We start from the raw sequence: 23,282 nt of genomic DNA on the forward strand, positions 1-23,282 counted from the left end.
GCCGCGCCGGTTCAGCGCGCATCGCGTGTGACTTACTGCTCGCCGCCCGCACGCGCAGGCGGCGCAACCATTAGCGATCGATCTCGCCGAACACGATGTCCTGCGTACCGATGATCGTGACGGCGTCGGCAATCATGTGGCCGCGCGCCATTTCGTCGAGCGACGCGAGGTGCGCGAAGCCCGGTGCGCGGATCTTGAGGCGATACGGCTTGTTGGCACCGTCCGACACGAGGTAGATGCCGAATTCACCCTTCGGATGCTCGACCGCCGCGTACGCTTCGCCTTCCGGCACGTGAAAACCTTCGGTGAAGAGCTTGAAGTGGTGAATCAAGTCTTCCATGTTGGTCTTCATGCCGACGCGCGACGGCGGTGCAACCTTGTGATTGTCCGTCATCACCGGGCCCGGATTCTTGCGGAGCCACTCAATACACTGTTTCGCGATGCGGATCGACTGGCGCATTTCCTCGACGCGCACCAGATAGCGGTCGTAGCAATCGCCGTTCACGCCGACCGGCACGTCGAAATCCATGCGGTCGTACACTTCGTACGGCTGCTTCTTGCGCAGGTCCCACGCGATACCCGAGCCACGCAGCATCGGACCCGTCAGGCCCATCTGCAGCGCACGCTCCGGGCTGACGACGCCGATCCCGACCAGACGCTGTTTCCAGATCCGGTTGTCGGTCAGCAGCGTTTCGTATTCGTCGACGCACTTCGGGAAGCGCGTGAAGAAGTCGTCGATGAAGTCGAGCACCGAGCCGCTGCGCGCTTCGTTCATCTTCGCGAGCGCCTTCTCGTTGCGAATCTTCGACGCCTTGTATTGCGGCATTGCGTCAGGCAGGTCGCGGTAGACGCCGCCCGGACGGTAGTACGCCGCGTGCATCCGGGCACCGGACACCGCTTCGTACACGTCCATCAGGTCTTCACGCTCGCGGAATGCGTACAGGAACACCGCCATCGCGCCGACGTCGAGTGCGTGCGCGCCGATCCACATCAGGTGGTTCAGCACGCGCGTGATCTCGTCGAACAGCACGCGGATGTACTGCGCGCGCTCAGGCACGTCGATGCCGAGCAGACGCTCGATTGCGAGCACATAGCCGTGCTCGTTGACCATCATCGACACGTAGTCGAGACGGTCCATGTACGGCACGGACTGGATGAAGGTCTTGCTTTCCGCGAGCTTTTCAGTCGCGCGATGCAGCAAGCCGATGTGCGGATCGGCGCGCTGGATGACTTCGCCGTCGAGCTCGAGCACGAGACGCAGCACGCCGTGCGCTGCCGGGTGCTGCGGGCCGAAGTTGAGGGTGTAGTTCTTGATTTCTGCCATGACGCCCCCTTAATGTTTCAGACCGCCATAGCGATCCTCGCGGATCACGCGCGGCGTGATTTCGCGCGGCTCGATCGTCACCGGCTGGTAGACGACCCGTTTCTCTTCCGGGTCGTAACGCATTTCGACATAACCCGACACCGGGAAGTCCTTGCGGAACGGGTGACCGATGAAACCGTAGTCGGTGAGGATGCGGCGCAGATCGGGGTGACCCTCGAACACGAGGCCGTACAGGTCGAACGCCTCGCGCTCGTACCAGTTTGCGGAGGCCCAGATGTCGACGAGCGATGCCACGATCGGCAGATCGTCGTCCGGAGCGAACACGCGCAGACGCAGGCGCCAGTTGTTCGTGACCGACAGCAGCTGCGACACGGCCGCGAAACGCGGGCCGTCGTAGGCGCCGTCGCCGTAGGTCTGGTAATCGACGCCGCAGAGGTCGATCAGTTGCTCGAAACGGAGCTTCGGATCGTCGCGCAGCATCTTTGCGACTTCGAGGTAATCGCTCGCCTTCACGACGAGCGTCAGTTCACCGATCGCTTCGGTGAGGCTCACCACGCGCGCGCCGAGCGCTGCTTCGAGGTTTGCCTTGAGGGTCTCGATTTTGCTTGCCATATTGAGGGGGACGCTCGGGACTTTATTGACGGGCGATGGTGTTGGTGCGGCGGATCTTCGCCTGAAGCTGGATCACGCCGTAGACCAGCGCCTCGGCCGTGGGCGGGCAGCCCGGCACGTAGACGTCAACGGGTACGATCCGGTCGCAACCGCGAACCACCGAGTACGAGTAGTGGTAGTAACCGCCACCGTTCGCGCACGACCCCATCGAGATCACCCAGCGCGGCTCGGCCATCTGGTCGTACACGCGGCGCAGTGCGGGCGCCATCTTGTTGCACAGTGTGCCGGCGACGATCATCACGTCCGACTGACGCGGGCTCGGACGGAACACGACCCCGAACCGGTCCAGGTCATAACGGGCCGCGCCCGCATGCATCATCTCGACGGCGCAACACGCGAGCCCGAACGTCATCGGCCACAGCGAGCCGGTACGCGTCCAGTTGATCAGCTTGTCAGCCGTCGTGGTGACAAACCCTTCCTTCAAGACCCCTTCGATACTCATTTGCTTTCCACTCCAGACGAGCGGCCCAGCGTGGCCGCCCATGCAAACCGGCGATTAACCCATCACTCCCAGTCGAGGCCGCCTTTCTTCCAGATATAGGCAAAGCCCAGCAGGAATTCGAGCAGAAAAATCATCATTGCGATGAAACCCGGCCAGCCGATGTCCCGGAGCGCGACGCCCCACGGAAACAGGAATGCGGTTTCGAGATCGAAGATGATGAACAGGATGGCGACGAGGTAGTACCGGACGTCGAATTTCATCCGGGCGTCTTCAAAGGCTTCGAAGCCGCACTCGTACGGTGCGTTCTTCTCGACGTCCGGCTTGTTGGGACCAAGGAGCTTGCCGATGCTGACCAGCGCTATACCTAAACCAGTGCCCACGAGGAGGAACAACAAGACGGGGTAATAGGCTGCGAGGTTCAAGGCAATCCTCTATCGGTTGGTTCTGAGCGTCCGGAGAATACCACTTCCGGCGGAAGGAATCATTTCGGAGTGCTCGCGATCACAAGACAATCGCAAGGCACACCCCAGAAATGAAAAATGCCAGCCACTAGAAGCGGCTGGCATTGAGTAACTTTGGTGCCGACGGCGAGACTCGAACTCGCACAGCTTTCGCCACTACCCCCTCAAGATAGCGTGTCTACCAATTTCACCACGTCGGCACTGCATGCAACCCGGGTTGTGCTGCTTGTTTCCCGCGAATCGCTTCAAGAATTAAATTCTAACCCGAGTTCCAGATTTGTTCAACGCACAAACGCAAAAATTTTGACCTTTTATTTCGGGACATCCTGGCCGGGCGCGCTTGCTGCCGAACCTGCGGCAGCGGACGCCGCGACGGCTGGCGCCGACGCTGCGGGCGCCGATGCCGGCGCGGTCGCGGCGGCACCGAGCACGCCCGCCGACGGCGTCGACTTGTACGAACCGAGGTACGTCAGCGCGAGCGTCGCGACGAAGAAGATCGTCGCGAGAATGCCCGTCGTGCGCGACAGGAAGTTGGCGGAGCCCGTTGCACCGAACAGGCTGCCCGACGCGCCGCTGCCGAATGCAGCACCCATGTCCGCACCCTTGCCGTGCTGCAGCAGCACGAGTCCGATCACACCGAGTGCAGACAGCACCTGCACGACAATAATCAGCGTCTTGAATAACAGCATCACACCCACCCGATTGGATCAGGCAACCGGACCAACCGGCCGCCATCATGGTTCAATTCGATCCCGGACCGCTCAACGTGCGGCCCGGCAGATCGCCAGGAAATCTTCCGCCTTCAGCGACGCGCCGCCGATCAGGCCGCCGTCGATGTCGGGCTGCGCGAACAGCTCTTCCGCGTTGTCCGGCTTCACGCTGCCGCCGTACAGCACCGATACGTCCGCCGCCCCCTTCGCCGCGAGACGCGCCCGCAGGAATGCGTGCACGTCCTGCGCCTGCGCCGACGTCGCGCTCTTGCCCGTGCCGATCGCCCAGACCGGCTCGTATGCGACGACGATGCGGGCGGCTTCGTCAGCCGTCAGCACGGCCAGCACGGCGTCGAGCTGCGCACCGACTACCTGCTCGGTCGCGCCCGCTTCGCGCTCGTCGAGCGTTTCACCGACGCACACGACGGGCGTGAGGCCCGCCGCGAGCGCGCGTTGCGTCTTCGCGGCGACGGTTTCGTTGCGCTCGCCGTGATACGCGCGACGCTCCGAGTGACCGACGATCGCATACTGCGCGCCGAACTCCGCCACCATCGCGGCCGCCACTTCACCGGTGAACGCGCCCTGCTCGTGCGCGGACACGTCCTGCGCGCCGAACGCGACACGGCCGCCGCCGAGCTGCGCCTGAACCTGCGCGAGGTACGGGAACGGCACGCACACGCCGACCGACGTTTCGGCCGGCACCGCACCCGCGCCCTGCATCACTTCGTTCAGCAATGCCTGGTTGCCGGCCAGCCGGCCGTGCATCTTCCAGTTGCCGATCACTCGCTTCGTTCGTTGTTTCGACATCGTGTCTGTCTCGTCACTATCTTGTCATTAACGCACCGGAAACCGGCCCGTCAGGTTGGATCTGGCGAAGCAAACCCGCGATTTTACTGCGCGCGGCTTGAACCGGTCAAACCACACATGTCAAGCCCGTCGCACGGGCCGTCACGCGTTCGCACCCCAATCGAGCACGATCTTGCCGATGTGCTCGCCGCTTTCCATCAGCGCATGCGCCTGGGCGGCCTCCCCTGCCGGCAGCACGCGGTAGATGACGGGTTTGATGCGGCCGTCCGCGAGCAGCGGCCAGACACGCGCCTTCAGCTGCGCGGCGATGCGCGCCTTGAACTCGACCGGCCGCGGACGCAGCGTCGAGCCCGTCACCGTCAACCGGCGGCGCAGGATTTCATTCAGGTTGACCTCGGCCTTCGCGCCGCCGAGCAGCGCGATCAGCACGAGGCGGCCGCCATCCGCGAGCGCGGACAGTTCGCGCGGCACGTACGAGCCCGCGACCATGTCGAGGATCACGTCGACGCCGCGATCGTGCGTCAGCGACTTGACGACCTCGACGAAGTCTTCGGTCTTGTAGTTGATCGCACGCTCGGCGCCGAGCGCCTCGCAGGCACGGCATTTATCGGCACTCCCCGCCGTCGCGAAGACACGAAAGCCGAGCGCGTGCGCGATCTGGATCGCCGTCACGCCGATCCCGCTCGAGCCGCCCTGCACGAGCAGCGTTTCCTGCTCGCCGCCCTCGCCCGCGCCGAGCAGCGCGCGGTCGAACACGTTGCTCCACACCGTGAAGAAGGTTTCGGGCAGCGATGCGGCCTCGATGTCAGTCAGCCCGTCGGGCACCGGCAGGCATTGCGGCAGCGGCGCGACCGCATATTCGGCGTAACCGCCGCCCGCGAGCAGCGCGCAGACGCGATCGCCCACCTTCAGGTCGAACGGGTTCAGCGCCGCATCCGACAGGTCACCGCCGACAATCTCGCCCGCGACCTCGAGGCCCGGCAGATCCGACGCACCCGGCGGCGGCGCATACGCGCCCTTGCGCTGGAATACGTCCGGCCGGTTCACGCCGGAAGCCGCCACCTTGATCAGCACTTCGCCGCGCTTCGGTTCCGGGCGCGGACGCTCCGCGAGCTTCAGCACGTCGGGGGCGCCGAATTCGGTGATTTCGATGGCTTTCATGGTGGTCGCTCCAGGATCAGTCGGGGGCGCACCCGTGCGCGGCACGGGCGCCTCGCCGGCGCTGCTGCGCCGCACAACGATGCTACAGAAAAAACGGCCGGCACGCTTTCGCACTGCCGGCCGCTCTTACGCCCGTCCGCTTACTGCTGCGGCGGCGTATCCGACTGCGACGCTGCCGCTGCTTCGTTCAGCAGCGCCTTCGCCGACAGACGCACGCGACCCTTCTCGTCCGTCTGGATCACCTTGACCTTCACCTGCTGACCTTCCTTCAGGTAGTCGTTGATGTCCTTCACGCGCTCGTTGACGATTTCCGAGATGTGCAGCAGGCCGTCCTTGCCCGGCAGCAGGTTCACGATCGCGCCGAAATCGAGCAGCTTGAGCACCGTGCCTTCGTACACCTGGCCGACTTCGATCTCGGCCGTGATGTTCTCGATGCGCTTCTTCGCTTCGGCCATGCCTTCGCTGCTCGTGCTCGCGATCGTCACGACGCCGTCATCCGAGATGTCGATGGTCGTGCCCGTTTCTTCCGTCAGCGCGCGGATCACCGAACCACCCTTGCCGATCACGTCGCGGATCTTTTCCGGGTTGATCTTGATCGTGATCATGCGCGGCGCGAATTCCGACAGTTGCGTGTTCGCACCCGAGACCGCCGACGTCATCTTGCCGAGGATGTGCATGCGGCCTTCCTTCGCCTGCGCGAGCGCGACCTGCATGATTTCCTTCGTGATGCCCTGGATCTTGATGTCCATCTGCAGCGCCGTCACGCCTTGCTCCGTGCCGGCTACCTTGAAGTCCATGTCGCCGAGGTGATCCTCGTCGCCGAGGATGTCGGTCAGCACCGCGAACTTGTTGCCTTCGAGGATCAGGCCCATCGCGATACCCGCGACGTGCGCCTTCATCGGCACGCCGGCGTCCATCAGCGCGAGGCAGCCGCCGCACACCGATGCCATCGACGACGAACCGTTCGATTCGGTGATTTCCGACACGACGCGGATCGAGTAGCCGAATTCGTCGGCGCTCGGCAGGCACTTGACCAGCGCGCGCTTCGCGAGACGGCCGTGGCCGATTTCACGACGCTTCGGCGAGCCGACGCGCCCCGTTTCGCCGGTCGCGAACGGAGGCATGTTGTAGTGGAGCATGAAGCGCTCGCGGTATTCGCCTTCGAGCGCGTCGATGATCTGCTCGTCACCCTTCGTGCCGAGCGTCGCGACGACGAGCGCCTGCGTTTCGCCACGCGTGAACAACGCCGAACCGTGGGTGCGCGGCAGCACGCCGGTGCGGATCTCGATCGGACGCACGGTGCGCGTGTCGCGACCGTCGATGCGCGGCTCGCCGTTCAGGATCTGCGAACGGACGATCTTCGCTTCGATGTCGAACAGGATGTTGCCGACGGTAGCCTTGTCGGCCGCGACCGTGCCGGCCGCCAGCGCGTCTTCCTCGAGCTTCGCCGAGGTCGCCGCGTAGACTTCCTTCAGCTTCGTCGAACGCGCCTGCTTGTCGCGCAGCTGGTAAGCGGCGAGCAGGTCGCCGTGCGCCAGTTCCGTCACGCGCGCGATCAGCGCCTCGTTCTTCGGTGCCGGCTGCCAGTCCCACTCGGGCTTGCCACCTTCGCGCACGAGTTCGTGGATCGCGTCGATCGCCGTCTGCATCTGCTCGTGACCGAACACGACCGCGCCCAGCATCACGTCTTCCGGCAACTGGTCGGCTTCCGATTCGACCATCAGCACCGCGCGCTCCGTGCCGGCGACGACGAGATCGAGGCTCGATGCCTTGATCTGGTCACGCGTCGGGTTCAGCACGTATGCGTTGTCGATGTACGCGACGCGCGCGGCACCGACCGGGCCGTTGAACGGCAGGCCCGACACGGCGAGCGCAGCCGATGCACCGATCAGCGCGGGGATGTCCGCCGGGATTTCCGGGTTCACGGACAGCACGTGGATCACAACCTGCACTTCGTTGTAGAAGCCTTCCGGGAACAGCGGGCGCAGCGGACGGTCGATCAGGCGCGACGTCAGCGTCTCGTGTTCCGACGGACGGCCTTCGCGACGGAAGAAGCCGCCCGGGATCTTGCCGGCCGAGTAGGTCTTTTCGAGGTAGTCGACGGTCAGCGGGAAGAAATCCTGGCCCGGCTTTGCCGACTTCGCGCCGACGACGGTTGCCAGCACGACGGTGTCTTCCACGTCGACGATCACGGCACCGCTCGCCTGGCGAGCGACTTCACCGGTTTCGAGGCGCACCTTGTGCTGGCCCCACTGGAATTCCTTCACGACCTTGTTGAACATGGACATGGTTGCTCCTTTGAATTCATTCATTTCATTCGCCGCCCGGGTCATCCCGTGCGGCGGCGTCCCGACCGAATCACCCGGAGCAAGGTGTGTTTTTTATGCCATTCCAGCGCGGCGCTCGTCGAGCGACGCGCTGGAATGACACAAATCCCGACCCCGGTATCAGCCGTTCCGGCAGCCGGCACTCTCGTGCCGGACAACCTGCGGTGCGCGTGACGCTACGCACCGCGCAAAAACAAAATGCCTGCATCAGCGGACTGACACAGGCATCTTGCTGGCGGCAATCGCCTCGATTACTTACGCAGACCCAGCTTCTCGATCAGCGCGCGGTAACGGTCGGCATCCTTGCCCTTGAGGTAGTCGAGCAGCTTGCGGCGGCGGCTCACCATGCGCAGCAGGCCGCGGCGGCTGTGGTGGTCCTTCGCGTGGGTCTTGAAGTGACCCGTCAGTTCGACGATACGTGCGGTCAGCAGTGCGACCTGGACTTCGGGCGAACCCGTGTCGTTGGTACCGCGGGCGAACTGAGCAACGACTTCCGACTTCTTGATATCTGCAACAGACATGTGATTTCCTTTCTAACTGAACAGGCGGACACGGAAGAATGGCCGTGCCGTGACTTACAACCGGCGGGGATTGTAGCACAACTCTCCGCCGTTCTTACCGCCTCCTGTCACGGACGCGTCATCGAGCACGCCGACGGCATCTCCGTGCGCTGCGCTGGCACCGCCAGCACCGTCCGAAAGCCATAGCCCGACCCCTCGTTGTCGAAGCGCACGCCCGGCGTGCCGGCCTTGTCCATCTCCATTACGTAAAGGGGCTGGATCAGCTGGTGATCCTGCGCGCGCATCCGCGACGCCTGGAAGCCGTCGTCGAACGACAGGCCCTCGAGCGACCGCGCGACCGCCACGGGGTCGGCCGACCCCGCCCGGTTCATCGCCGCGGCCAGCATCTCGATCATCAGGCTCATCCGCCGCACCGGATAGTCGTCGTGCGCGGCCGGGAATCGGGTCCGGAACGTGCGGTAGAACGCGTCGGATTTCGCGCCGCCTGCGTTCGGGTGCCAGTCGGCCACGGCCACGACGCGCCCGACCCCGGCATCGCCCAGGGCGGCCGGCGCGCCGAGACTGTTGCCGTAGAACGTATAGAACTTCGCGTTCAGCCCCTGCTCGCGCGCCGCCTTCACGAGCAGCGTGAGGTCGTTGCCCCAGTTGCCGGTCACGACGGCATCCGCGCCGCTCGCGCGGATTTTCGCGATGTACGGCGAGAAATCCTTGATCCGGCCGATCGGGTGGAATTCGTCGCCGGCGATCGTCACGTCCGGGCGCCGCGCGGCCAGCGCCTGCCGCGCGAGCGTGCTGACGTCGTGACCGAAGCTATAGTCCTGGTTCAGCAGATAGACCTTGCGCAGCGCGCGGTCGCGCGCCATCACGTCCGCGAGCGCGGCCATCCGCATGCCCGCGTGCGCATCGAAGCGGAAATGCCAGAAGCTGCAGCGCGCGCCGGTGAGCGCGGGATCGTCGGCCGAATAGTTCAGCAACAGCATCCGGTTGTCCGGGTCGCGCGCGTTCAGCTTGTCGAGCGCCGCGACGAGCGCGGCCGCGACGGCCGAACTGTTGCCTTGCGCAACGAAGCCGATATGGCGGTCCGCGGCCGCGCGCAGTTGCACGAGCGCCTCCTCCGGGCTGCCCTTGCTGTCGAGCACGACGAGTTCGAGCGGGTGCGCGCCGTCGCGCAGCTTCACGCCGCCCGCCGCGTTGACCTGCTCGACGCCGAAGCGCAGGTTGCGCTCGACCGCCGCGCCCGCGTTCGCGAACGGGCCCGACATCCCCTCGATCAGCGCGATCCGCACCGGCTCGCCGCCGGCAAACGCGGACGACACCAGCATCCATCCTGCGCTCAACGCGAGCGCGCACCATTTCCACCCCTGCATCGGCCACCTGCCCTTCGATCTGCCCGAGAAGCGCGGATCATAGGCCGGCGCGCCCGCCGCCCGCAAGCCTCGCCACGCCGCCGATCCGCACCGATTTTTTCCGCGCGATGCACCGGCGCGCGCCGTCCGTGATACAACGGGGCCTGTTTCCGTGTTCTGGAGGATCCCATGCGCATTCGTATTCCCGCGCGCCTGCCGGTGCTGGTCGCCGGTGCCGCCGCACTGCTGGCCGGTTGCGCGCAACCGTGGCAGCAATACCAGGCCGGCCAGGACGAGTCGGCGATCGTCGCGCGCATGGGCCCGCCGCGCGAGATCTACGACCTGCCCGGCGGCGGCAAGCGGCTGATGTGGCCGACCCAGCCGATGGGCGAAATCACGATCGCGGCCGACGTCGACGCAGCCCACAGGATCGTCAACGTGCGCCAGGTGCTGCAGCCGAGCGAGTTCTATCGCGCGGAGATCGGCAAGTGGACGAAGACCGACGTGCTCGTCAATTTCGGCCGCCCGGTCGAGACGTCCTACTTCCCGCTGATGAAGCGCGAGGTGTGGACGTACCGGTATCTCGAGGACAACGTCTGGTACATGATGTACAGCTTCTATTTCGATCCGCAGGGCATCCTGCGCACCACGCAGAAAACACCGGACCCGCTGCACGATCCCGATCGCCGTAATCTGTTCTGACCGATTGCGCATTTACGCGCAATTTTCACAATGGCCATTCACGAATTATTGCGTGAATGGCCATTTCGTTTTTTCCGCCACATTATTCAATGCACGGAATATGGCGGAAAACTTTTCCGGTCAATGACATCCCGATGGCAATCCGCTGAACGCCCCGTCATGCGGCCCTCTGCGCAGAAACCGGCATACGCGATGCATGTCATGCGTCGGGTTGGTGCACGCAATGCACTGCGCCAAATCAATTTGAAACAGTTTGTTTCAATGCCCCCGGAGCGCTAGGGCATACCCCTAATATCAGTCCAAATCCAACCTTTCAATTTAGAAAGAATGGAGTTGCGTCATTTCGTCGATATTTATTTGCCGTTGTCAGAAAGGAGTCCTCATGAATCGCCCCAAGAGCATGCTGGTTGCCAACATTGCCTGGGCCCGCGAGACGCGTGAACACACGCCCGGTTTCTTCGACGCGCTCGCGCGTGGCCAGAACCCGCGCGTGCTGTGGATCGGCTGCGCAGACAGCCGTGTGCCGGCCGAAACCATCACGCACTGCGCGCCCGGCGAACTGTTTGTCCATCGCAACATCGCGAACCTGTTCCATCCCGACGACGACAATTCCGCCAGCGTGCTCGAGTACGCGGTGCGCGTGCTGAAGGTCGACCACGTGATCGTGTGCGGCCACTACGGCTGCGGCGGCGTGCGCGCGTCGCTGCTGCCGCCGCCGGCCGACCTGCCGCACGTCGCGCGCCGCATCGCGCCGCTCTGCGCGCTCGCGCGGCGCCATCGCGACACGCTCGACGGGCTCGACGACACGGCCGCCGCCGACCGCCTCGCCGAGCTGAACGTGCTCGAGCAGGTGCGACTGCTGCGCGCATCGCCGATCGTGCGCGACCGCGAACGGCCGCCGCTCGTGCACGGCTGGATCTTCTCGCTCGCCGACGGTCGCCTGCTGGAGCTCGATTCCGGCTACGCGGCACCGCCCGTCGACGTCGAACCCGCGCTGGCCACGACCGCCGCCGCGCTCGGCTGATTCCCCCCCCGCCCCAACGCCCACGAAACCGCCCCAACCATGAAACTGAACGAGCGCCTGTCCACCCTGCCGCGCGACATCGTCGCCGGCATCGTCGTTTTCCTCGTCGCGCTGCCGCTCTGTCTCGGCATCGCCAACGCCTCCGGCGTCGAACCGTTCGCCGGGCTCGTGTCCGGCATCGTCGGCGGCATCGTCGTCGCGCTGCTGAGCGGCTCGTCGCTGTCCGTCAGCGGGCCGGCCGCCGGCCTCGTCGTGATCGTCGTCGAGGGAATTGCGCAACTCGGCAGCTTCTCCGCGTTCCTGCTCGCGGTGCTGCTGTCCGGCGTGCTGCAGTTCGGGTTCGGCATGCTGCGCGCCGGCCGCTTCGCCGCCTACGTGCCGTCGCCCGTCATCAAGGGCATGCTCGCCGCGATCGGCCTGCTGCTGATCGTGAAGCAGATTCCGTTCGCGTTCGGCATCGGCGGCTCGGCTGCGCAATCGTTTGCGAACTGGCCGGGCCTGCCGGTCGCATGGGCTGCCACGGCCATCGCGCTCGCGTCGCTCGCGCTGCTGATCGCATGGGACACGCCCGCGCTGCGCCGCTTCGCGCTGGTGCGCTCGGTGCCCGCGCCGCTCGCGATCGTCGTGCTCGGCATCGGCGCGACGCTCGTGCTGGGCTTCGTCGCGCCGGCCGTTGCGCCGGGCGCGGCCCATCGCGTGACGCTGCCCGAGCTCGGATCGTTCGCGGCGTTCGCGGCCTCGCTCAAGCATGCGGAGCTCGGCCCGAACTTCGCGCAGCTCGTCAATCCGGACGTGTGGCGCGTCGCGATCACGCTCGCGGTCGTCGCGAGCCTCGAGACGCTGCTGAGCCTGGAGGCGGTCGAGCAGATCGACCCGAAGCGCCGGCCGACGCAGCCCGATCGCGAACTGAAGGCCCAGGGCGTCGGCAATCTCGTCGCGGGTGCGTTCGGCGGGCTGCCGATCACGTCCGTGATCGTGCGCAGCTCGGTGAACGTGAACGCGGGTGCGCAAAGCCGGATGTCGGCGATCGTGCACGGGATCCTGCTGCTTGCCAGCGTGTTCGCGCTCACCGGGCTCATCAACCTGATCCCGCTCGCAAGCCTGGCCGCGATCCTGATCCATACGGGCTTCAAGCTCGCGAAACCGGCGCTGTTCCGCTCGGTGCTGAAGCAGGGCCCGGCCGCGTTCGTGCCGTTCGCCGCGACGATCGCGGGCGTGCTCGCGGTCGACCTGCTGTTCGGCATTGCCGTCGGCCTCGCGTGCAGCGTGCTGGCGGTCGCCGTCGCGAACCTGAAGAGCCCCGTCACGCTCGCGCAGCACGACGACCACTTCCTGCTGTCGTTCCGCAAGGACGTCTCGTTCCTCGGCAAGGTGCAGGTCAAGCATCACCTGCGGCACATTCCCGACCGCGCGGCCGTGATCATCGACGCAACGCGCGCCGACTACATCGATCACGACGTGCTCGAACTGCTCGACGCGTTCGTCGCCGATGCGCCGCGGCGCGGGATCGCGGTGGAATTCCGCCGCCGCAGCCCGGCGCCTCGCCCTGCCGCGCGCCGCTGGCTGTTCCGCGCGCCGGCGGCCGAATGAATGGCGCATGAAAAAACGCCCCGGGCGGCGCAAGGCCGCACGGGGCGTTTCGTGTGCTTCGAGCGCTCGACGCGCAGCGCTTACGAGCGCTGCGGGTTGACCTTGTCGTCCTTCGAATGCAGTTTGTTCAGCGCCGAAATGTACGCCTTCGCGGACGCCGCGACGATGTCCGGATCGGTGCCAACGCCGTTGACGATCCGCCCGCTCTTCGACAGCCGGACGGTCACTTCGCCCTGCGCCTGCGTGCCGGTCGTGATCGCGTTCACCGAATACAGGAGCAGTTCGGAACCGCTGCCGACTTCGCCCTCGATCGCGTTGAACGTCGCATCGACCGGCCCGTTGCCGCGCGCCTCGCCGGTCACTTCCTTGCCCTCGACCGCGAACACGATCTTCGCCTGCGGCTGCTCGCCCGTCTCAGAATGCTGTGACAGCGACACGAACTTGAAGTGCTCCTGCTCCTGCGCGAGCGCCGATTCTTCGGAGACGATCGCGATGATGTCTTCGTCGAAGATCTCGGCCTTGCGATCGGCGAGGTCCTTGAAGCGCATGAACGCAGCGTTCAGCTCGGCTTCGCTGTCGAGCGACACGCCGAGCTCCTGCAGGCGCTGCTTGAACGCGTTGCGGCCCGACAGCTTGCCGAGCACGATCTTGTTCGCGGTCCAGCCCACGTCTTCCGCGCGCATGATCTCGTAGGTGTCGCGCGCCTTCAGCACGCCGTCCTGGTGGATGCCCGACGCGTGCGCGAACGCGTTCGCGCCGACCACGGCCTTGTTCGGCTGCACGACGAAACCGGTGATCTGCGACACGAGCTTCGACGTCGGCACGATCTGCGTGGTGTCGATGCCGACGTCGAGGCCGAAGTAGTCCTTGCGGGTCTTCACGGCCATCACGATTTCCTCGAGCGACGTATTGCCCGCGCGCTCGCCGAGACCGTTGATCGTGCACTCGACCTGCCGGGCACCGCCGATCTTCACGCCGGCGAGCGAGTTCGCCACCGCCATCCCGAGGTCGTTGTGGCAGTGCACGGAGAAGATCGCCTTGTCCGAGTTCGGAATGCGTTCGCGCAGCGTCTTCACGAGGTTGCCGTACAGTTCCGGCACGCCGTAGCCGACCGTGTCGGCGATGTTGATCGTCGTCGCCCCTTCGGCGATCACGGCTTCCAGCACGCGGCACAGGAAGTCGAGGTCCGAACGGCTGCCGTCTTCAGGCGAAAATTCGACGTTGTCGGTGAACTTGCGCGCGAAGCGCACCGCGAGGCGAGCCTGCTCGAACACCTGGTCCGGCGTCATCCGCAGCTTCTTCTCCATGTGCAGCGGCGACGTCGCGATGAACGTGTGGATCCGCGAGCTATTGGCCGGCTTCAGGGCGTCGGCCGCACGCTGGATGTCCTTGTCGTTGGCGCGCGCCAGCGAGCAGATCGTGCTCTCCTTCACCAGGCCGGCGATCGTGTGGATCGCGTCGAAGTCGCCGTTCGAGCTGGCCGCGAAGCCGGCCTCGATCACGTCGACCTTCATCCGCTCGAGATGCTTCGCGATGCGGACTTTCTCTTCCTTCGTCATCGACGCACCGGGCGATTGTTCGCCGTCACGCAACGTCGTATCGAAAATGATCAGCTTGTCTGTCATGGGGGGCTCCAGGGCTCTTTATACGGGAATCAAACGTAATGAGATCGCGCCACCGCTGGCGACGCTCAACAACAGACGAGGCTTGACGGAGGGCGAGAACGGTCAGCGCGGCAGGCGCGCCAAAGCTAGCGCGCGTAGCGGCGCACCGGCTAGAAGGAGGGAGAGGCGGGAAAATGCAGTCATGCCGAAGACTATAGCGGCATTCCGCTGGGTGCGCAATCGGACGGCACCCGGGATGCCAGACCGCGCCACGCGAAAAAGGGGCAAATGAAAACGGCGGCCTCGTGGCCGCCGTTGCCGGGCAGGTTGCGCGTCAGTGATCGCGCTGCGACGAGCGCGCGGGGTTCGCCCGTCCGCGCACGGCCATGTAGGCCCAAAACACGTAGCCGGACAGCCCGTACAGCACGAACAGGCAGAACAGCATCAACGGCGGATCGGACGACACGAGCACGAACGCGACGACGACCAGCAGGATCGCCGCGAACGGCACGCGGTGCCGTACGTCGAGCGCCTTGCCGCTGTAGAACGGCGCGTTCGACACCATCGTCACGCCTGCATAGATCGTCAGTGCGAACGCGACCCAGGGCAGCCAGCCGAGCTTCATCGGCACGCGGTTGTCGGTCGCGAGCCAGACGAAGCCGGCGATCAGCGCGGCGGCGGCCGGGCTCGGCAGCCCCTGGAAGAAGCGCTTGTCGACGACGCCGATGTTCGTGTTGAAGCGCGCGAGACGCAGCGCGGCGCCCGAACAGTAGACGAATGCAGCGAGCCAGCCCCAGCGGCCAAGATCCTTCAGCACCCACTCGTACATCACGAGCGCCGGCGCGACGCCGAACGACACCATGTCCGACAGGCTGTCGAACTGTTCGCCGAACGCGCTTTGGGTATGCGTCATCCGCGCGACTCGCCCGTCCATCCCGTCGAGCACCATCGCGACGAAGATCGCGATCGCGGCGATCTCGAAGCGCACGTTCATCGCCTGCACGACCGCGAAGAAGCCGCAGAACAGCGCGGCGGTCGTGAACGCGTTCGGCAGCAGGTAGATGCCGCGCGTCTTCAGGAACCGCTGGCGCGCGGCGCGGCGGCTCTCAATGGGCGCCTGATCCGGCGCCATCACCTTGTTGCGGCGGAACGGGCGTGGCGTCTGGCCGGAGCCGTTGCGCGGACGACGCGGTTTGAATGCGGCCATCGTGCGTCCCGCCGCTTACTGTTCGAGCTCGGCGAGGATCGTCGACGACGCGTAGACCTTCTCGCCGATCGACACCTTCGCGCGGCTGCCGAGCGGCAGGTACACGTCGACGCGCGAACCGAAGCGGATGAAACCGTAGCGCTGACCGCGCGACAGCGGCTCGCCGGCACGCACGTAGCACAGGATCCGGCGGGCGACGAGGCCTGCGATCTGCACGGCGGTGACGGTCTTGCCGCTCGCCGTCTGGATCACGACCGCATTGCGCTCGTTCTCGGTCGACGCCTTGTCGATCGCCGCGTTCAGGAACGCGCCCGGGAAGTATTCGACCTTGGTGACCGCGCCGTCGACCGGCGAACGCTGCGAATGGACGTTGAAGACATTCATGAACACGCTGATCTTCAGCGCTTCGCGATTCGCGTACGGATCCTGGGTGGTCTCGACCGCGACGATGCGGCCGTCCGCCGGGCACAGCACCGCATTCGGCTGCGCCGGGATCGGGCGCTGCGGATCGCGGAAGAACTGGACGACGAAGACGAGCAGCAGCCAGAACGGCCACGCGAAGCCGAAGCCCCCGACGGCGTGGATCAACAACGCGATGACGGCTGCAATCGCGATGAACGGCCAGCCTTCGCGCGCGATGATCGGATGAGGATAGTTCATGGGTTCGTTCGGTGTTCGGTGAATTGGTAGGGTAGCCCCCTCTCCTTGCGGAGAAGGGGCCCCCTAGGAACCGTACGTGCGAGTTTCCCCGCATACGGCTCGAGCCTACATGTAAATCAAAGTCCGACCTGGGGTCGGACCGGCTTAGTTACCGCAATTTTACCGGCGTGCACCTGCCGGTGGCAGTCGGGGTGAAGCAGAACCCGGTTGGACAGAGCATCGGTGCCGCCATGCATCCGGTATTCCAGATGATGGTCATGCCAACCCGTCTCGTCCGACAGGGCACAGCCGCAGTGCGCACACAACCCGCCCTGCGACATGTACAGGCTTGCCCATTGTTTTCGGTAGCGCATGGTGTCTCCCATCCGCTCCTGCCGCAATAGCTCGCCGTACTGCTCCCACTCCGGATCAAAGGGGTTGTAGCCGCCCTTGATCTTCTTGTGCCGTTTGATCTCCGTACCACTGAGGTGGTACAGCTCATTCAGCCCCTGACTGCCGTCTTCGCGAACCGCTCGGACAGCAAATACCCAGTGTCGAGTTCCGACCGTGTGGAAATATTTCTTCCTCACCCAATCGGCCCTCTTCTTCGGGTGCCGCCTCCTCGCCCACCGCCAGAGCCTCTGAAAGACCAAAGACTCCATGCGGCTGTACGCCTGCTTCGCCACCACGGGGCGGTGATACTGCGCCCACCCTCGTAGCATCGGGCTCAGCAGTCGAATCAAGTCCGACTGCTTTGCCGCCTTGTTGCCGCTGATCGTCTCCGCAACCTTGCGATAGAACGTTTGCACGTTCTTCTTGCTCGGTTTGATGAGTAGCGTTCCCGAGTACTTCCGGAAATTCCACCCAAGGAAATCGAAGCCTTCGTCAATGTGCACGATGCGCGTCTTCTCCTCGGAAAGTTGCAGTCCTCGCGGCGCAAGGAATGCTTCCACCCAAGGCTTCACTTCGCTGGCCAGCATCTCTTGCGAGTCGCCGGTGATTACGAAGTCGTCCGCGTACCGCACCGCATTTACTTTCAACTTCTTTGCCTTCGCGATCCCGAATCTCGCACGCAAATGCTCGATAAGTTCACGCTCCAACCCGTTCAGCGTCACGTTGGCCAGCGTTGGGGAAATGATGCCTCCCTGCGGCGTACCGGCCTCGGTTGCCTGTAGCTGCCCCTTGTAAATCAGGCCAGCCTTCAACCACTTCCGGAGGATCTCCTTGTCCATCGGGACATGGTTCACCAGCCAATCATGGTTGATGTAGTCGAAGCAGCCTTTGATGTCTGCCTCCAAGACCCATTGGGCCGAAGCCTTCTGAGACAAGGAAACAAACAACTGCGACATGGCGTCGGCCGTCGAACGATTAATCCGAAACCCGTATGAGTTCGGGTCGCTCGTCGATTCCGACACTGGCTCCAAAGCCAACAGATACAGAGCTTGCATCGCTCTGTCCCGCATGGTCGGTATGCCCAGAGGGCGTAACTTCCCATTGGCTTTAGGGATAAAGACTCTCCGTAATGGCAGAGGCTTGTATCCGCGCCGCTTCAACTTGCCGACAGCTTCCCATCGGCTCTCAGGCGTGTCCCATAGTTCGCGATCGACTCCAGCCGTTCGCGCACCTTGGTTTTGCGTAACACGTCGCACCGCGTGCAACTTTGCGGACAACGTGCGGGTCAGCATCCTCTGCAGGGCCTTCACCCTGCGCCAGTCACCTTCCCGCGTCGCCTTCGCAATTCGAATCTGCATCCCTCTCACGTTCCGTTCCACGCGACGCCAATCGACGTCATGCCAGTGGTCCAGCGCATGGGAAAGCGCAGACCCGTTCTTTCGAACGGATACTCTCATGCTGCTCTCCTACCTTGGGGTGATCAGCCCTCCAGTAGGGACACAGCTGCCCCAGTGGGGCAGATATGCCCCACTGGGGAACCACTCTCGTTCTGGGTATGGGCACGTGCGTCCATACTTCGAACTGGTACTTGCAAGCGGGCACATGTGCCCGCGTTGCTCCAAGTCAAAAGGTCAGTCAGCCGTCTTGCGACGGTAGACCAGACGGAAGTCTGCCCGCTTTCGCGTGGGATGATGTTTCAATCCCTATTCGAGCCATTACAACCCGACATTCGCTTTTTCCGCCCTCCCATACCCGCACCGCTAACAGCGTCCCTCACGGTTCGCCTGCCAACCCTACAGCGTTGGCAACGATACGGGCTTACCGCGTTCCCGGCATGTCACACAACCGATTTAGGTTCTGCCTCTCCCCCGACGGTCTAACGACGACGTAACCCGAGCTTTGAGCGGGTTATCCGACCGCACACCTTTTGGTTCATGCCTGACAGCAGCTTAGGCACTTCGCCTACTTACGAGGTTTATCAGCAGTTCACTTACGTTAACCATGTCGGCCAGCCTTGCTCCTCGACCCCATCGCTGCTAGGAGTCTCCACACACGTACCTCACGGCCCGTGCATGCCCGAAAATTCCGGGGGCTACGTTGTTGGAAGAGCTTCACACCCCACCGTTACCAGTGACGCATGTCTTCCTAGGCTACCGTTGGTCGCACAACGGGTTTCCTCCCTCACCAGTGTTCCGGTGAAATGAAACAATGACACACCGAGCATTCGCTCGACCAAGATCGTGTCCCCGCATCCGGAAGCTACGGGGAAATTGCAAACACCAACCCGCTTTGTTAGCGGAGTTGAAGCCGCTAACTAGGCGGGACCTGACGGTAATCAGGTCAATGCAATGCGATAGACGGTCAACTTCAACCGCCCCTCGCCAACTGGTAGGTTCCAGCTTACTGCTGCCGGTTCCCACCTCTCACAGGGGTGACCAAAAGTCACCAATAGGTCGGCTCATCGCCGACAGTCGTTGCGACTCGCGTCGCACCAAAGCCCGTAGGATAGCAAAAGCCGCCCGGGGCACTGCTGCCTTCGGACGGCTTTTTGATACCGACCCTCCACTCGAAGGGCCGGAACAGCACGTGGTGCTTAGTTCTTCGTCTGGTCGACGAGCTTGTTCTTCGCGATCCACGGCATCATCGCGCGCAGCTTCGAGCCGACCTGCTCGATCTGGTGCTCGGCCGTCAGGCGGCGGCGCGACTGCAGCGTCGGCGCACCTGCCTTGTTCTCGAGAATGAAGCTCTTCGCGTATTCGCCCGTCTGGATGTCGGTCAGGCACTGCTTCATCGCCTTCTTCGTCTCTTCCGTGACGACGCGCGGGCCCGTCACGTACTCGCCGTACTCGGCGTTGTTCGAGATCGAGTAGTTCATGTTCGCGATGCCGCCTTCGTAGATCAGGTCGACGATCAGCTTCAGTTCGTGCAGGCACTCGAAGTACGCCATTTCCGGCGCGTAGCCCGCTTCGACCAGCGTCTCGAAACCTGCCTTGATCAGCTCGACGGTACCGCCGCACAGCACGGCCTGCTCGCCGAACAAGTCGGTTTCGGTCTCTTCACGGAAGTTCGTCTCGATGATGCCGGCACGGCCGCCACCGTTCGCTGCCGCATACGACAGCGCGATGTCGCGTGCCGCGCCCGACTTGTTCTGCGCAACCGCGATCAGGTGCGGCACGCCGCCGCCCTGCGAGTACGTGCCGCGCACGGTGTGGCCCGGTGCCTTCGGCGCGATCATGATCACGTCGAGGTCGGCGCGCGGGATCACCTGGCCGTAGTGGACGTTGAAGCCGTGTGCGAATGCCAGTGCGGCACCCTGCTTGATGTTTGCGTGCACTTCCTTCGCGTACACGTCGGCGATCTGCTCGTCCGGCAGCAGCATCATGACGACGTCCGCGCCCTTCACCGCTTCCGCGACTTCCTTGACCGACAGGCCTGCGTTTTCGGCCTTGCTCCACGACGCGCCGCCCTTGCGAAGGCCGACCGTCACGTTCACGCCGCTGTCCTTCAGGTTCAGTGCGTGTGCATGGCCTTGCGAGCCGTAGCCGATGATCGTGACTTGCTTGCCCTTGATGAGGGAGAGGTCAGCGTCTTTATCGTAGAAAACGTTCATGATGGTTCCTTCGCCAATTCAAAAATTCAACAATTCGTTCAGATGGAGTACTGCGGGCCGGGACATGACGGCGCACCCGGCGTGCCTGTCTGGCATCACACCTTCAGGATGCGCTCGCCGCGTCCGATGCCGGAGCTGCCGGTGCGCACGGTCTCTAGGATCGCGGTCGCGTCCAGCCCCTGGATGAATGCGTCGAGCTTGTCGCTCGCGCCCGTCAATTCGATCGTGTAGGTCTTTTCGGTCACGTCGATGATGCGGCCGCGGAAAATATCCGACATCCGCTTCATTTCTTCGCGCTCCTTGCCCACTGCTCGTACCTTGATCAGCATCAGCTCACGTTCGATGTGTGCACCGTCGGTCAGGTCCACCACTTTCACCACCTCGATCAGGCGGTTCAGATGCTTCGTGATCTGTTCGATCACGTCGTCAGAGCCAATGGAAACGATGGTCAGCCGCGACAGCGATTGGTCTTCGGTCGGCGCCACCGTCAAGGTTTCGATGTTGTAGCCGCGTGCGGAAAACAGACCGACCACGCGCGACAGCGCGCCCGGTTCGTTTTCCAGCAGGACGGAAATGATGTGTCTCATGTTCGCTTCTTCCAGAATGTGTCCGTGTCGATTCACTCGCGCCGCGCGCCGCCCGGTGCCGCACCGCCCTTCGTGAAGGCGGCCGCCTCGGCCCTGGCGCGCGTCGCGCCGTTACAGATCTTCCGATCCGAGCAGCATCTCGGTGATGCCCTTGCCGGCCTGTACCATCGGCCAGACGTTTTCGGTCGGATCGGTCTGGAAGTCGAGAAACACGGTGCGGTCCTTCAGGCGAAGCGCTTCCTTCAGCGCCGGCTCCACATCCGAGGTCTTTTCGATCCGCATGCCGACATGGCCGTACGCTTCGGCGAGCTTCACGAAATCGGGCAGCGCATCCATGTACGAATGCGAATAGCGCTTGCTGTATTCGATCTGCTGCCACTGGCGGACCATGCCGAGATAGCGGTTGTTCAGCGAAATGATCTTCACGGGCGTGTCGTACTGCAGGCAGGTCGACAGTTCCTGGATGCACATCTGGATCGAGCCTTCGCCCGTGATGCACAGCACGTCGTCGTCCGGGTGCGCCATCTTGACGCCCATCGCTGCCGGCAGGCCGAAGCCCATCGTGCCGAGGCCACCGGAGTTGATCCAGCGACGCGGCTTGTTGAAACGGTAGAACTGCGCCGCCCACATCTGGTGCTGGCCGACGTCCGAGCACACGAACGCGTTGCCGTCCGTCAGCTCCCACGCCTTCTCCACCACGTACTGCGGCTTGATGATCTCGCTTTCGCGGTCGAACTTCAGGCAGTCCTTCGAGCGCCAGTCCTCGATGTCCTTCCACCATTGCGCGAGCGCCTCGGTGTCGGGGCCATGCTCGGCCGTCTGCAGTTGCTCGATCAGCTCCTTCAGCACTTCCTTCACGTCGCCGACGATCGGGATGTCGACCTTCACACGCTTCGAGATCGACGACGGGTCGATGTCGATGTGGATGATCTTGCGCGGACGCGACGCGAAGTGCGCCGGGTCGCCGATCACGCGGTCGTCGAAGCGGGCGCCGATCGCGATCAGCACGTCGCAGTGCTGCATCGCCATGTTCGCTTCGTACGTGCCGTGCATGCCGAGCATGCCGAGGAATTTCTTGTCCGATGCGCGATAGCCGCCGAGGCCCATCAGCGTGTTCGTGACCGGGTAGCCGAGCAGGTCGGCGAACTGGTTCAGTTCGCGCGCCGCGTCGGCGAGGATGATGCCGCCGCCCGTGTAGATATAGGGACGCTTCGCCGACAGCAGCAGCGACACGGCCTTGCGGATCTGGCCCGAATGGCCCTTCGTGACGGGGTTGTACGAGCGCAGCGACACGCTCTTGACCGGCTCGTACTGGCACGGCGTCTTCGAGATGTCCTTCGGGATGTCGATCAGCACCGGGCCCGGACGGCCGGTTCGGGCGATGTAGAACGCCTTCTTGACGGTTTCCGCGAGGTCGCGCACGTCCTTCACGAGGAAGTTGTGCTTCACGCACGGACGCGTGATACCGACCGTATCGCATTCCTGGAACGCGTCCTGGCCGATCGCGGCAGTCGGCACCTGGCCGCTGATCACGACCATCGGGATCGAATCCATGTAGGCCGTTGCAATGCCGGTCACCGCATTGGTGACACCGGGGCCGGACGTCACGAGACAGACGCCGACGTTGCCGGTGGAACGCGCATACGCATCGGCTGCGTGCACGGCCGCCTGTTCGTGGCGCACCAGCACGTGCTGAATCTTGTCCTGCTTGTAAAGCTCGTCGTAGATGTAGAGTACCGAGCCGCCGGGATAGCCCCAGATGAATTCGACGTTCTCGTCGGCCAGTGCTTTCATGAGCACGGTGGCGCCGATGGAGTCGCTATCGGGAGGGGAAAGGGGTTCCGACGTGGAGAATTCCGCGCTGGGCATGTTCATTTTGACCTTTCGAATTTTCGGCAAAAAATTGATCGGGTGCTCTCTGCCGGGCTTGTGGCTCGGGTTCAAGCGGCGCGTCCAGTTTGAAGGGCGGGCTTCTTGGGCCAGCCTCAAATGAGACCATCACTTCATGTTGCGAATCGTTGACGATAGCGGGTCATGATTGGGTCGTCAAGCAAAATATCCCGCATCGCATCATGCGCCCCGCCCGGCGGCCCGCGGACGCTGCTCGCGCGCAACGTACCGAGCCGTCACCGGTGCCAAGTCGCGCGAAAATTTG

20 protein-coding genes and 1 tRNA gene are annotated in these 23,282 nt (G+C 64.0%); 3 read left to right on the plus strand and 18 right to left on the minus strand.

Annotated features, from left to right (window positions below; translation table 11 throughout):
• Positions 1 to 70: 70 nt before the first annotated feature.
• From ACT2FV_RS28140 to ACT2FV_RS28190, 11 genes are all read right to left on the minus strand, one after another.
• Positions 71 to 1,324, minus strand: a complete 1,254-nt coding sequence (locus ACT2FV_RS28140) for an NADH-quinone oxidoreductase subunit D (protein ID WP_006750459.1) — start codon at positions 1,322 to 1,324, stop codon at positions 71 to 73.
• Positions 1,325 to 1,333: 9 nt separating this feature from the next.
• Positions 1,334 to 1,936: an NADH-quinone oxidoreductase subunit C gene (locus tag ACT2FV_RS28145; RefSeq protein WP_059600431.1), complete on the minus strand. Its 603-nt coding sequence runs from the start codon at positions 1,934 to 1,936 to the stop codon at positions 1,334 to 1,336.
• A 22-nt stretch (positions 1,937 to 1,958) separates the two neighbouring features.
• The gene (locus tag ACT2FV_RS28150; protein ID WP_006398799.1) at positions 1,959 to 2,438 is read right to left on the minus strand and encodes a NuoB/complex I 20 kDa subunit family protein; all 480 of its coding nucleotides are present in this window, start codon (positions 2,436 to 2,438) and stop codon (positions 1,959 to 1,961) included.
• A 62-nt stretch (positions 2,439 to 2,500) separates the two neighbouring features.
• Positions 2,501 to 2,860, minus strand: coding sequence for an NADH-quinone oxidoreductase subunit A (locus ACT2FV_RS28155; protein ID WP_006398798.1), 360 nt, complete (start codon positions 2,858 to 2,860; stop codon positions 2,501 to 2,503).
• A gap of 154 nt (positions 2,861 to 3,014) precedes the next feature.
• Positions 3,015 to 3,099, minus strand: a tRNA-Leu gene (locus ACT2FV_RS28160).
• A gap of 111 nt (positions 3,100 to 3,210) precedes the next feature.
• On the minus strand, positions 3,211 to 3,588 hold the full coding sequence (secG, locus tag ACT2FV_RS28165; RefSeq protein WP_047898610.1) for a preprotein translocase subunit SecG: 378 nt from the start codon (positions 3,586 to 3,588) through the stop codon (positions 3,211 to 3,213).
• Between the two features lie 72 nt (positions 3,589 to 3,660).
• Positions 3,661 to 4,416, minus strand: coding sequence for a triose-phosphate isomerase (tpiA, locus tag ACT2FV_RS28170; protein WP_059600429.1), 756 nt, complete (start codon positions 4,414 to 4,416; stop codon positions 3,661 to 3,663).
• A gap of 141 nt (positions 4,417 to 4,557) precedes the next feature.
• Positions 4,558 to 5,577, minus strand: a complete 1,020-nt coding sequence (locus ACT2FV_RS28175) for an NAD(P)H-quinone oxidoreductase (RefSeq protein ID WP_059600428.1) — start codon at positions 5,575 to 5,577, stop codon at positions 4,558 to 4,560.
• 140 nt (positions 5,578 to 5,717) lie between these two features.
• Positions 5,718 to 7,865, minus strand: coding sequence for a polyribonucleotide nucleotidyltransferase (pnp, locus tag ACT2FV_RS28180; protein WP_059600427.1), 2,148 nt, complete (start codon positions 7,863 to 7,865; stop codon positions 5,718 to 5,720).
• A 290-nt stretch (positions 7,866 to 8,155) separates the two neighbouring features.
• Positions 8,156 to 8,425: a 30S ribosomal protein S15 gene (rpsO, locus tag ACT2FV_RS28185; protein WP_006398792.1), complete on the minus strand. Its 270-nt coding sequence runs from the start codon at positions 8,423 to 8,425 to the stop codon at positions 8,156 to 8,158.
• 107 nt (positions 8,426 to 8,532) lie between these two features.
• Positions 8,533 to 9,792, minus strand: coding sequence for a branched-chain amino acid ABC transporter substrate-binding protein (locus ACT2FV_RS28190; RefSeq protein WP_444505201.1), 1,260 nt, complete (start codon positions 9,790 to 9,792; stop codon positions 8,533 to 8,535).
• A gap of 168 nt (positions 9,793 to 9,960) precedes the next feature.
• On the opposite strand from ACT2FV_RS28190, the gene ACT2FV_RS28195 reads away from it, so the two are divergent.
• From ACT2FV_RS28195 to ACT2FV_RS28205, 3 genes are all read left to right on the plus strand, one after another.
• Positions 9,961 to 10,473 carry a hypothetical protein gene (locus ACT2FV_RS28195; RefSeq protein ID WP_124626871.1) on the plus strand — a complete coding sequence of 171 codons (513 nt, stop codon included), beginning with the start codon at positions 9,961 to 9,963 and terminating at the stop codon, positions 10,471 to 10,473.
• 382 nt (positions 10,474 to 10,855) lie between these two features.
• On the plus strand, positions 10,856 to 11,497 hold the full coding sequence (locus tag ACT2FV_RS28200; protein ID WP_059600424.1) for a carbonic anhydrase: 642 nt from the start codon (positions 10,856 to 10,858) through the stop codon (positions 11,495 to 11,497).
• A gap of 39 nt (positions 11,498 to 11,536) precedes the next feature.
• Complete coding sequence (locus tag ACT2FV_RS28205) at positions 11,537 to 13,087, plus strand: SulP family inorganic anion transporter (RefSeq protein ID WP_444505202.1); 1,551 nt, start codon at positions 11,537 to 11,539, stop codon at positions 13,085 to 13,087.
• Between the two features lie 80 nt (positions 13,088 to 13,167).
• Here ACT2FV_RS28205 and ACT2FV_RS28210 read toward each other — a convergent pair whose 3' ends face one another.
• The 7 genes from ACT2FV_RS28210 to ACT2FV_RS28240 form a co-directional block, all read right to left on the minus strand.
• On the minus strand, positions 13,168 to 14,712 hold the full coding sequence (locus ACT2FV_RS28210; RefSeq protein WP_059600422.1) for a 2-isopropylmalate synthase: 1,545 nt from the start codon (positions 14,710 to 14,712) through the stop codon (positions 13,168 to 13,170).
• A gap of 313 nt (positions 14,713 to 15,025) precedes the next feature.
• On the minus strand, positions 15,026 to 15,898 hold the full coding sequence (gene pssA, locus ACT2FV_RS28215) for a CDP-diacylglycerol--serine O-phosphatidyltransferase (protein ID WP_059600421.1): 873 nt from the start codon (positions 15,896 to 15,898) through the stop codon (positions 15,026 to 15,028).
• A gap of 15 nt (positions 15,899 to 15,913) precedes the next feature.
• On the minus strand, positions 15,914 to 16,558 hold the full coding sequence (locus ACT2FV_RS28220; RefSeq protein WP_059468119.1) for a phosphatidylserine decarboxylase: 645 nt from the start codon (positions 16,556 to 16,558) through the stop codon (positions 15,914 to 15,916).
• A gap of 116 nt (positions 16,559 to 16,674) precedes the next feature.
• Positions 16,675 to 18,387, minus strand: a complete 1,713-nt coding sequence (gene ltrA / locus ACT2FV_RS28225; protein WP_444505203.1) for a group II intron reverse transcriptase/maturase — start codon at positions 18,385 to 18,387, stop codon at positions 16,675 to 16,677.
• Between the two features lie 1,136 nt (positions 18,388 to 19,523).
• Positions 19,524 to 20,540 (minus strand): ketol-acid reductoisomerase, encoded by a 1,017-nt coding sequence (ilvC, locus tag ACT2FV_RS28230; RefSeq protein ID WP_059533228.1) that lies wholly within the window; start codon positions 20,538 to 20,540, stop codon positions 19,524 to 19,526.
• 95 nt (positions 20,541 to 20,635) lie between these two features.
• Positions 20,636 to 21,127, minus strand: a complete 492-nt coding sequence (ilvN, locus tag ACT2FV_RS28235) for an acetolactate synthase small subunit (RefSeq protein ID WP_034207977.1) — start codon at positions 21,125 to 21,127, stop codon at positions 20,636 to 20,638.
• Between the two features lie 111 nt (positions 21,128 to 21,238).
• A complete protein-coding gene (locus ACT2FV_RS28240) occupies positions 21,239 to 23,002 on the minus strand; it encodes an acetolactate synthase 3 catalytic subunit (protein ID WP_124626865.1) in 1,764 nt (587 codons plus the stop codon).
• Positions 23,003 to 23,282 lie beyond the last annotated feature (280 nt).

This window comes from Burkholderia sp. PR2 (assembly GCF_052372875.1).
In the GTDB taxonomy this organism is placed as follows: Bacteria; Pseudomonadota; Gammaproteobacteria; order Burkholderiales; family Burkholderiaceae; genus Burkholderia; species Burkholderia diffusa.

Bases quoted from the DNA above. Each gene is read 5' to 3' on its own strand.
- ACT2FV_RS28140 (WP_006750459.1), bottom strand. From the start codon at position 1,324: ATGGCAGAAATCAAGAACTACACCCTCAACTTCGGCCCGCAGCACCCG.
- ACT2FV_RS28145 (WP_059600431.1), bottom strand. From the start codon at position 1,936: ATGGCAAGCAAAATCGAGACCCTCAAGGCAAACCTCGAAGCAGCGCTC.
- ACT2FV_RS28150 (WP_006398799.1), bottom strand. From the start codon at position 2,438: ATGAGTATCGAAGGGGTCTTGAAGGAAGGGTTTGTCACCACGACGGCT.
- secG (WP_047898610.1), bottom strand. From the start codon at position 3,588: ATGCTGTTATTCAAGACGCTGATTATTGTCGTGCAGGTGCTGTCTGCA.
- tpiA (WP_059600429.1), bottom strand. From the start codon at position 4,416: ATGTCGAAACAACGAACGAAGCGAGTGATCGGCAACTGGAAGATGCAC.
- ACT2FV_RS28175 (WP_059600428.1), bottom strand. From the start codon at position 5,577: ATGAAAGCCATCGAAATCACCGAATTCGGCGCCCCCGACGTGCTGAAG.
- pnp (WP_059600427.1), bottom strand. From the start codon at position 7,865: ATGTCCATGTTCAACAAGGTCGTGAAGGAATTCCAGTGGGGCCAGCAC.
- rpsO (WP_006398792.1), bottom strand. From the start codon at position 8,425: ATGTCTGTTGCAGATATCAAGAAGTCGGAAGTCGTTGCTCAGTTCGCC.
- ACT2FV_RS28190 (WP_444505201.1), bottom strand. From the start codon at position 9,792: ATGCAGGGGTGGAAATGGTGCGCGCTCGCGTTGAGCGCAGGATGGATG.
- ACT2FV_RS28195 (WP_124626871.1), top strand. From the start codon at position 9,961: ATGCGCATTCGTATTCCCGCGCGCCTGCCGGTGCTGGTCGCCGGTGCC.
- ACT2FV_RS28200 (WP_059600424.1), top strand. From the start codon at position 10,856: ATGAATCGCCCCAAGAGCATGCTGGTTGCCAACATTGCCTGGGCCCGC.
- ACT2FV_RS28205 (WP_444505202.1), top strand. From the start codon at position 11,537: ATGAAACTGAACGAGCGCCTGTCCACCCTGCCGCGCGACATCGTCGCC.
- ACT2FV_RS28210 (WP_059600422.1), bottom strand. From the start codon at position 14,712: ATGACAGACAAGCTGATCATTTTCGATACGACGTTGCGTGACGGCGAA.
- pssA (WP_059600421.1), bottom strand. From the start codon at position 15,898: ATGGCCGCATTCAAACCGCGTCGTCCGCGCAACGGCTCCGGCCAGACG.
- ACT2FV_RS28220 (WP_059468119.1), bottom strand. From the start codon at position 16,558: ATGAACTATCCTCATCCGATCATCGCGCGCGAAGGCTGGCCGTTCATC.
- ltrA (WP_444505203.1), bottom strand. From the start codon at position 18,387: ATGAGAGTATCCGTTCGAAAGAACGGGTCTGCGCTTTCCCATGCGCTG.
- ilvC (WP_059533228.1), bottom strand. From the start codon at position 20,540: ATGAACGTTTTCTACGATAAAGACGCTGACCTCTCCCTCATCAAGGGC.
- ilvN (WP_034207977.1), bottom strand. From the start codon at position 21,127: ATGAGACACATCATTTCCGTCCTGCTGGAAAACGAACCGGGCGCGCTG.
- ACT2FV_RS28240 (WP_124626865.1), bottom strand. From the start codon at position 23,002: ATGAACATGCCCAGCGCGGAATTCTCCACGTCGGAACCCCTTTCCCCT.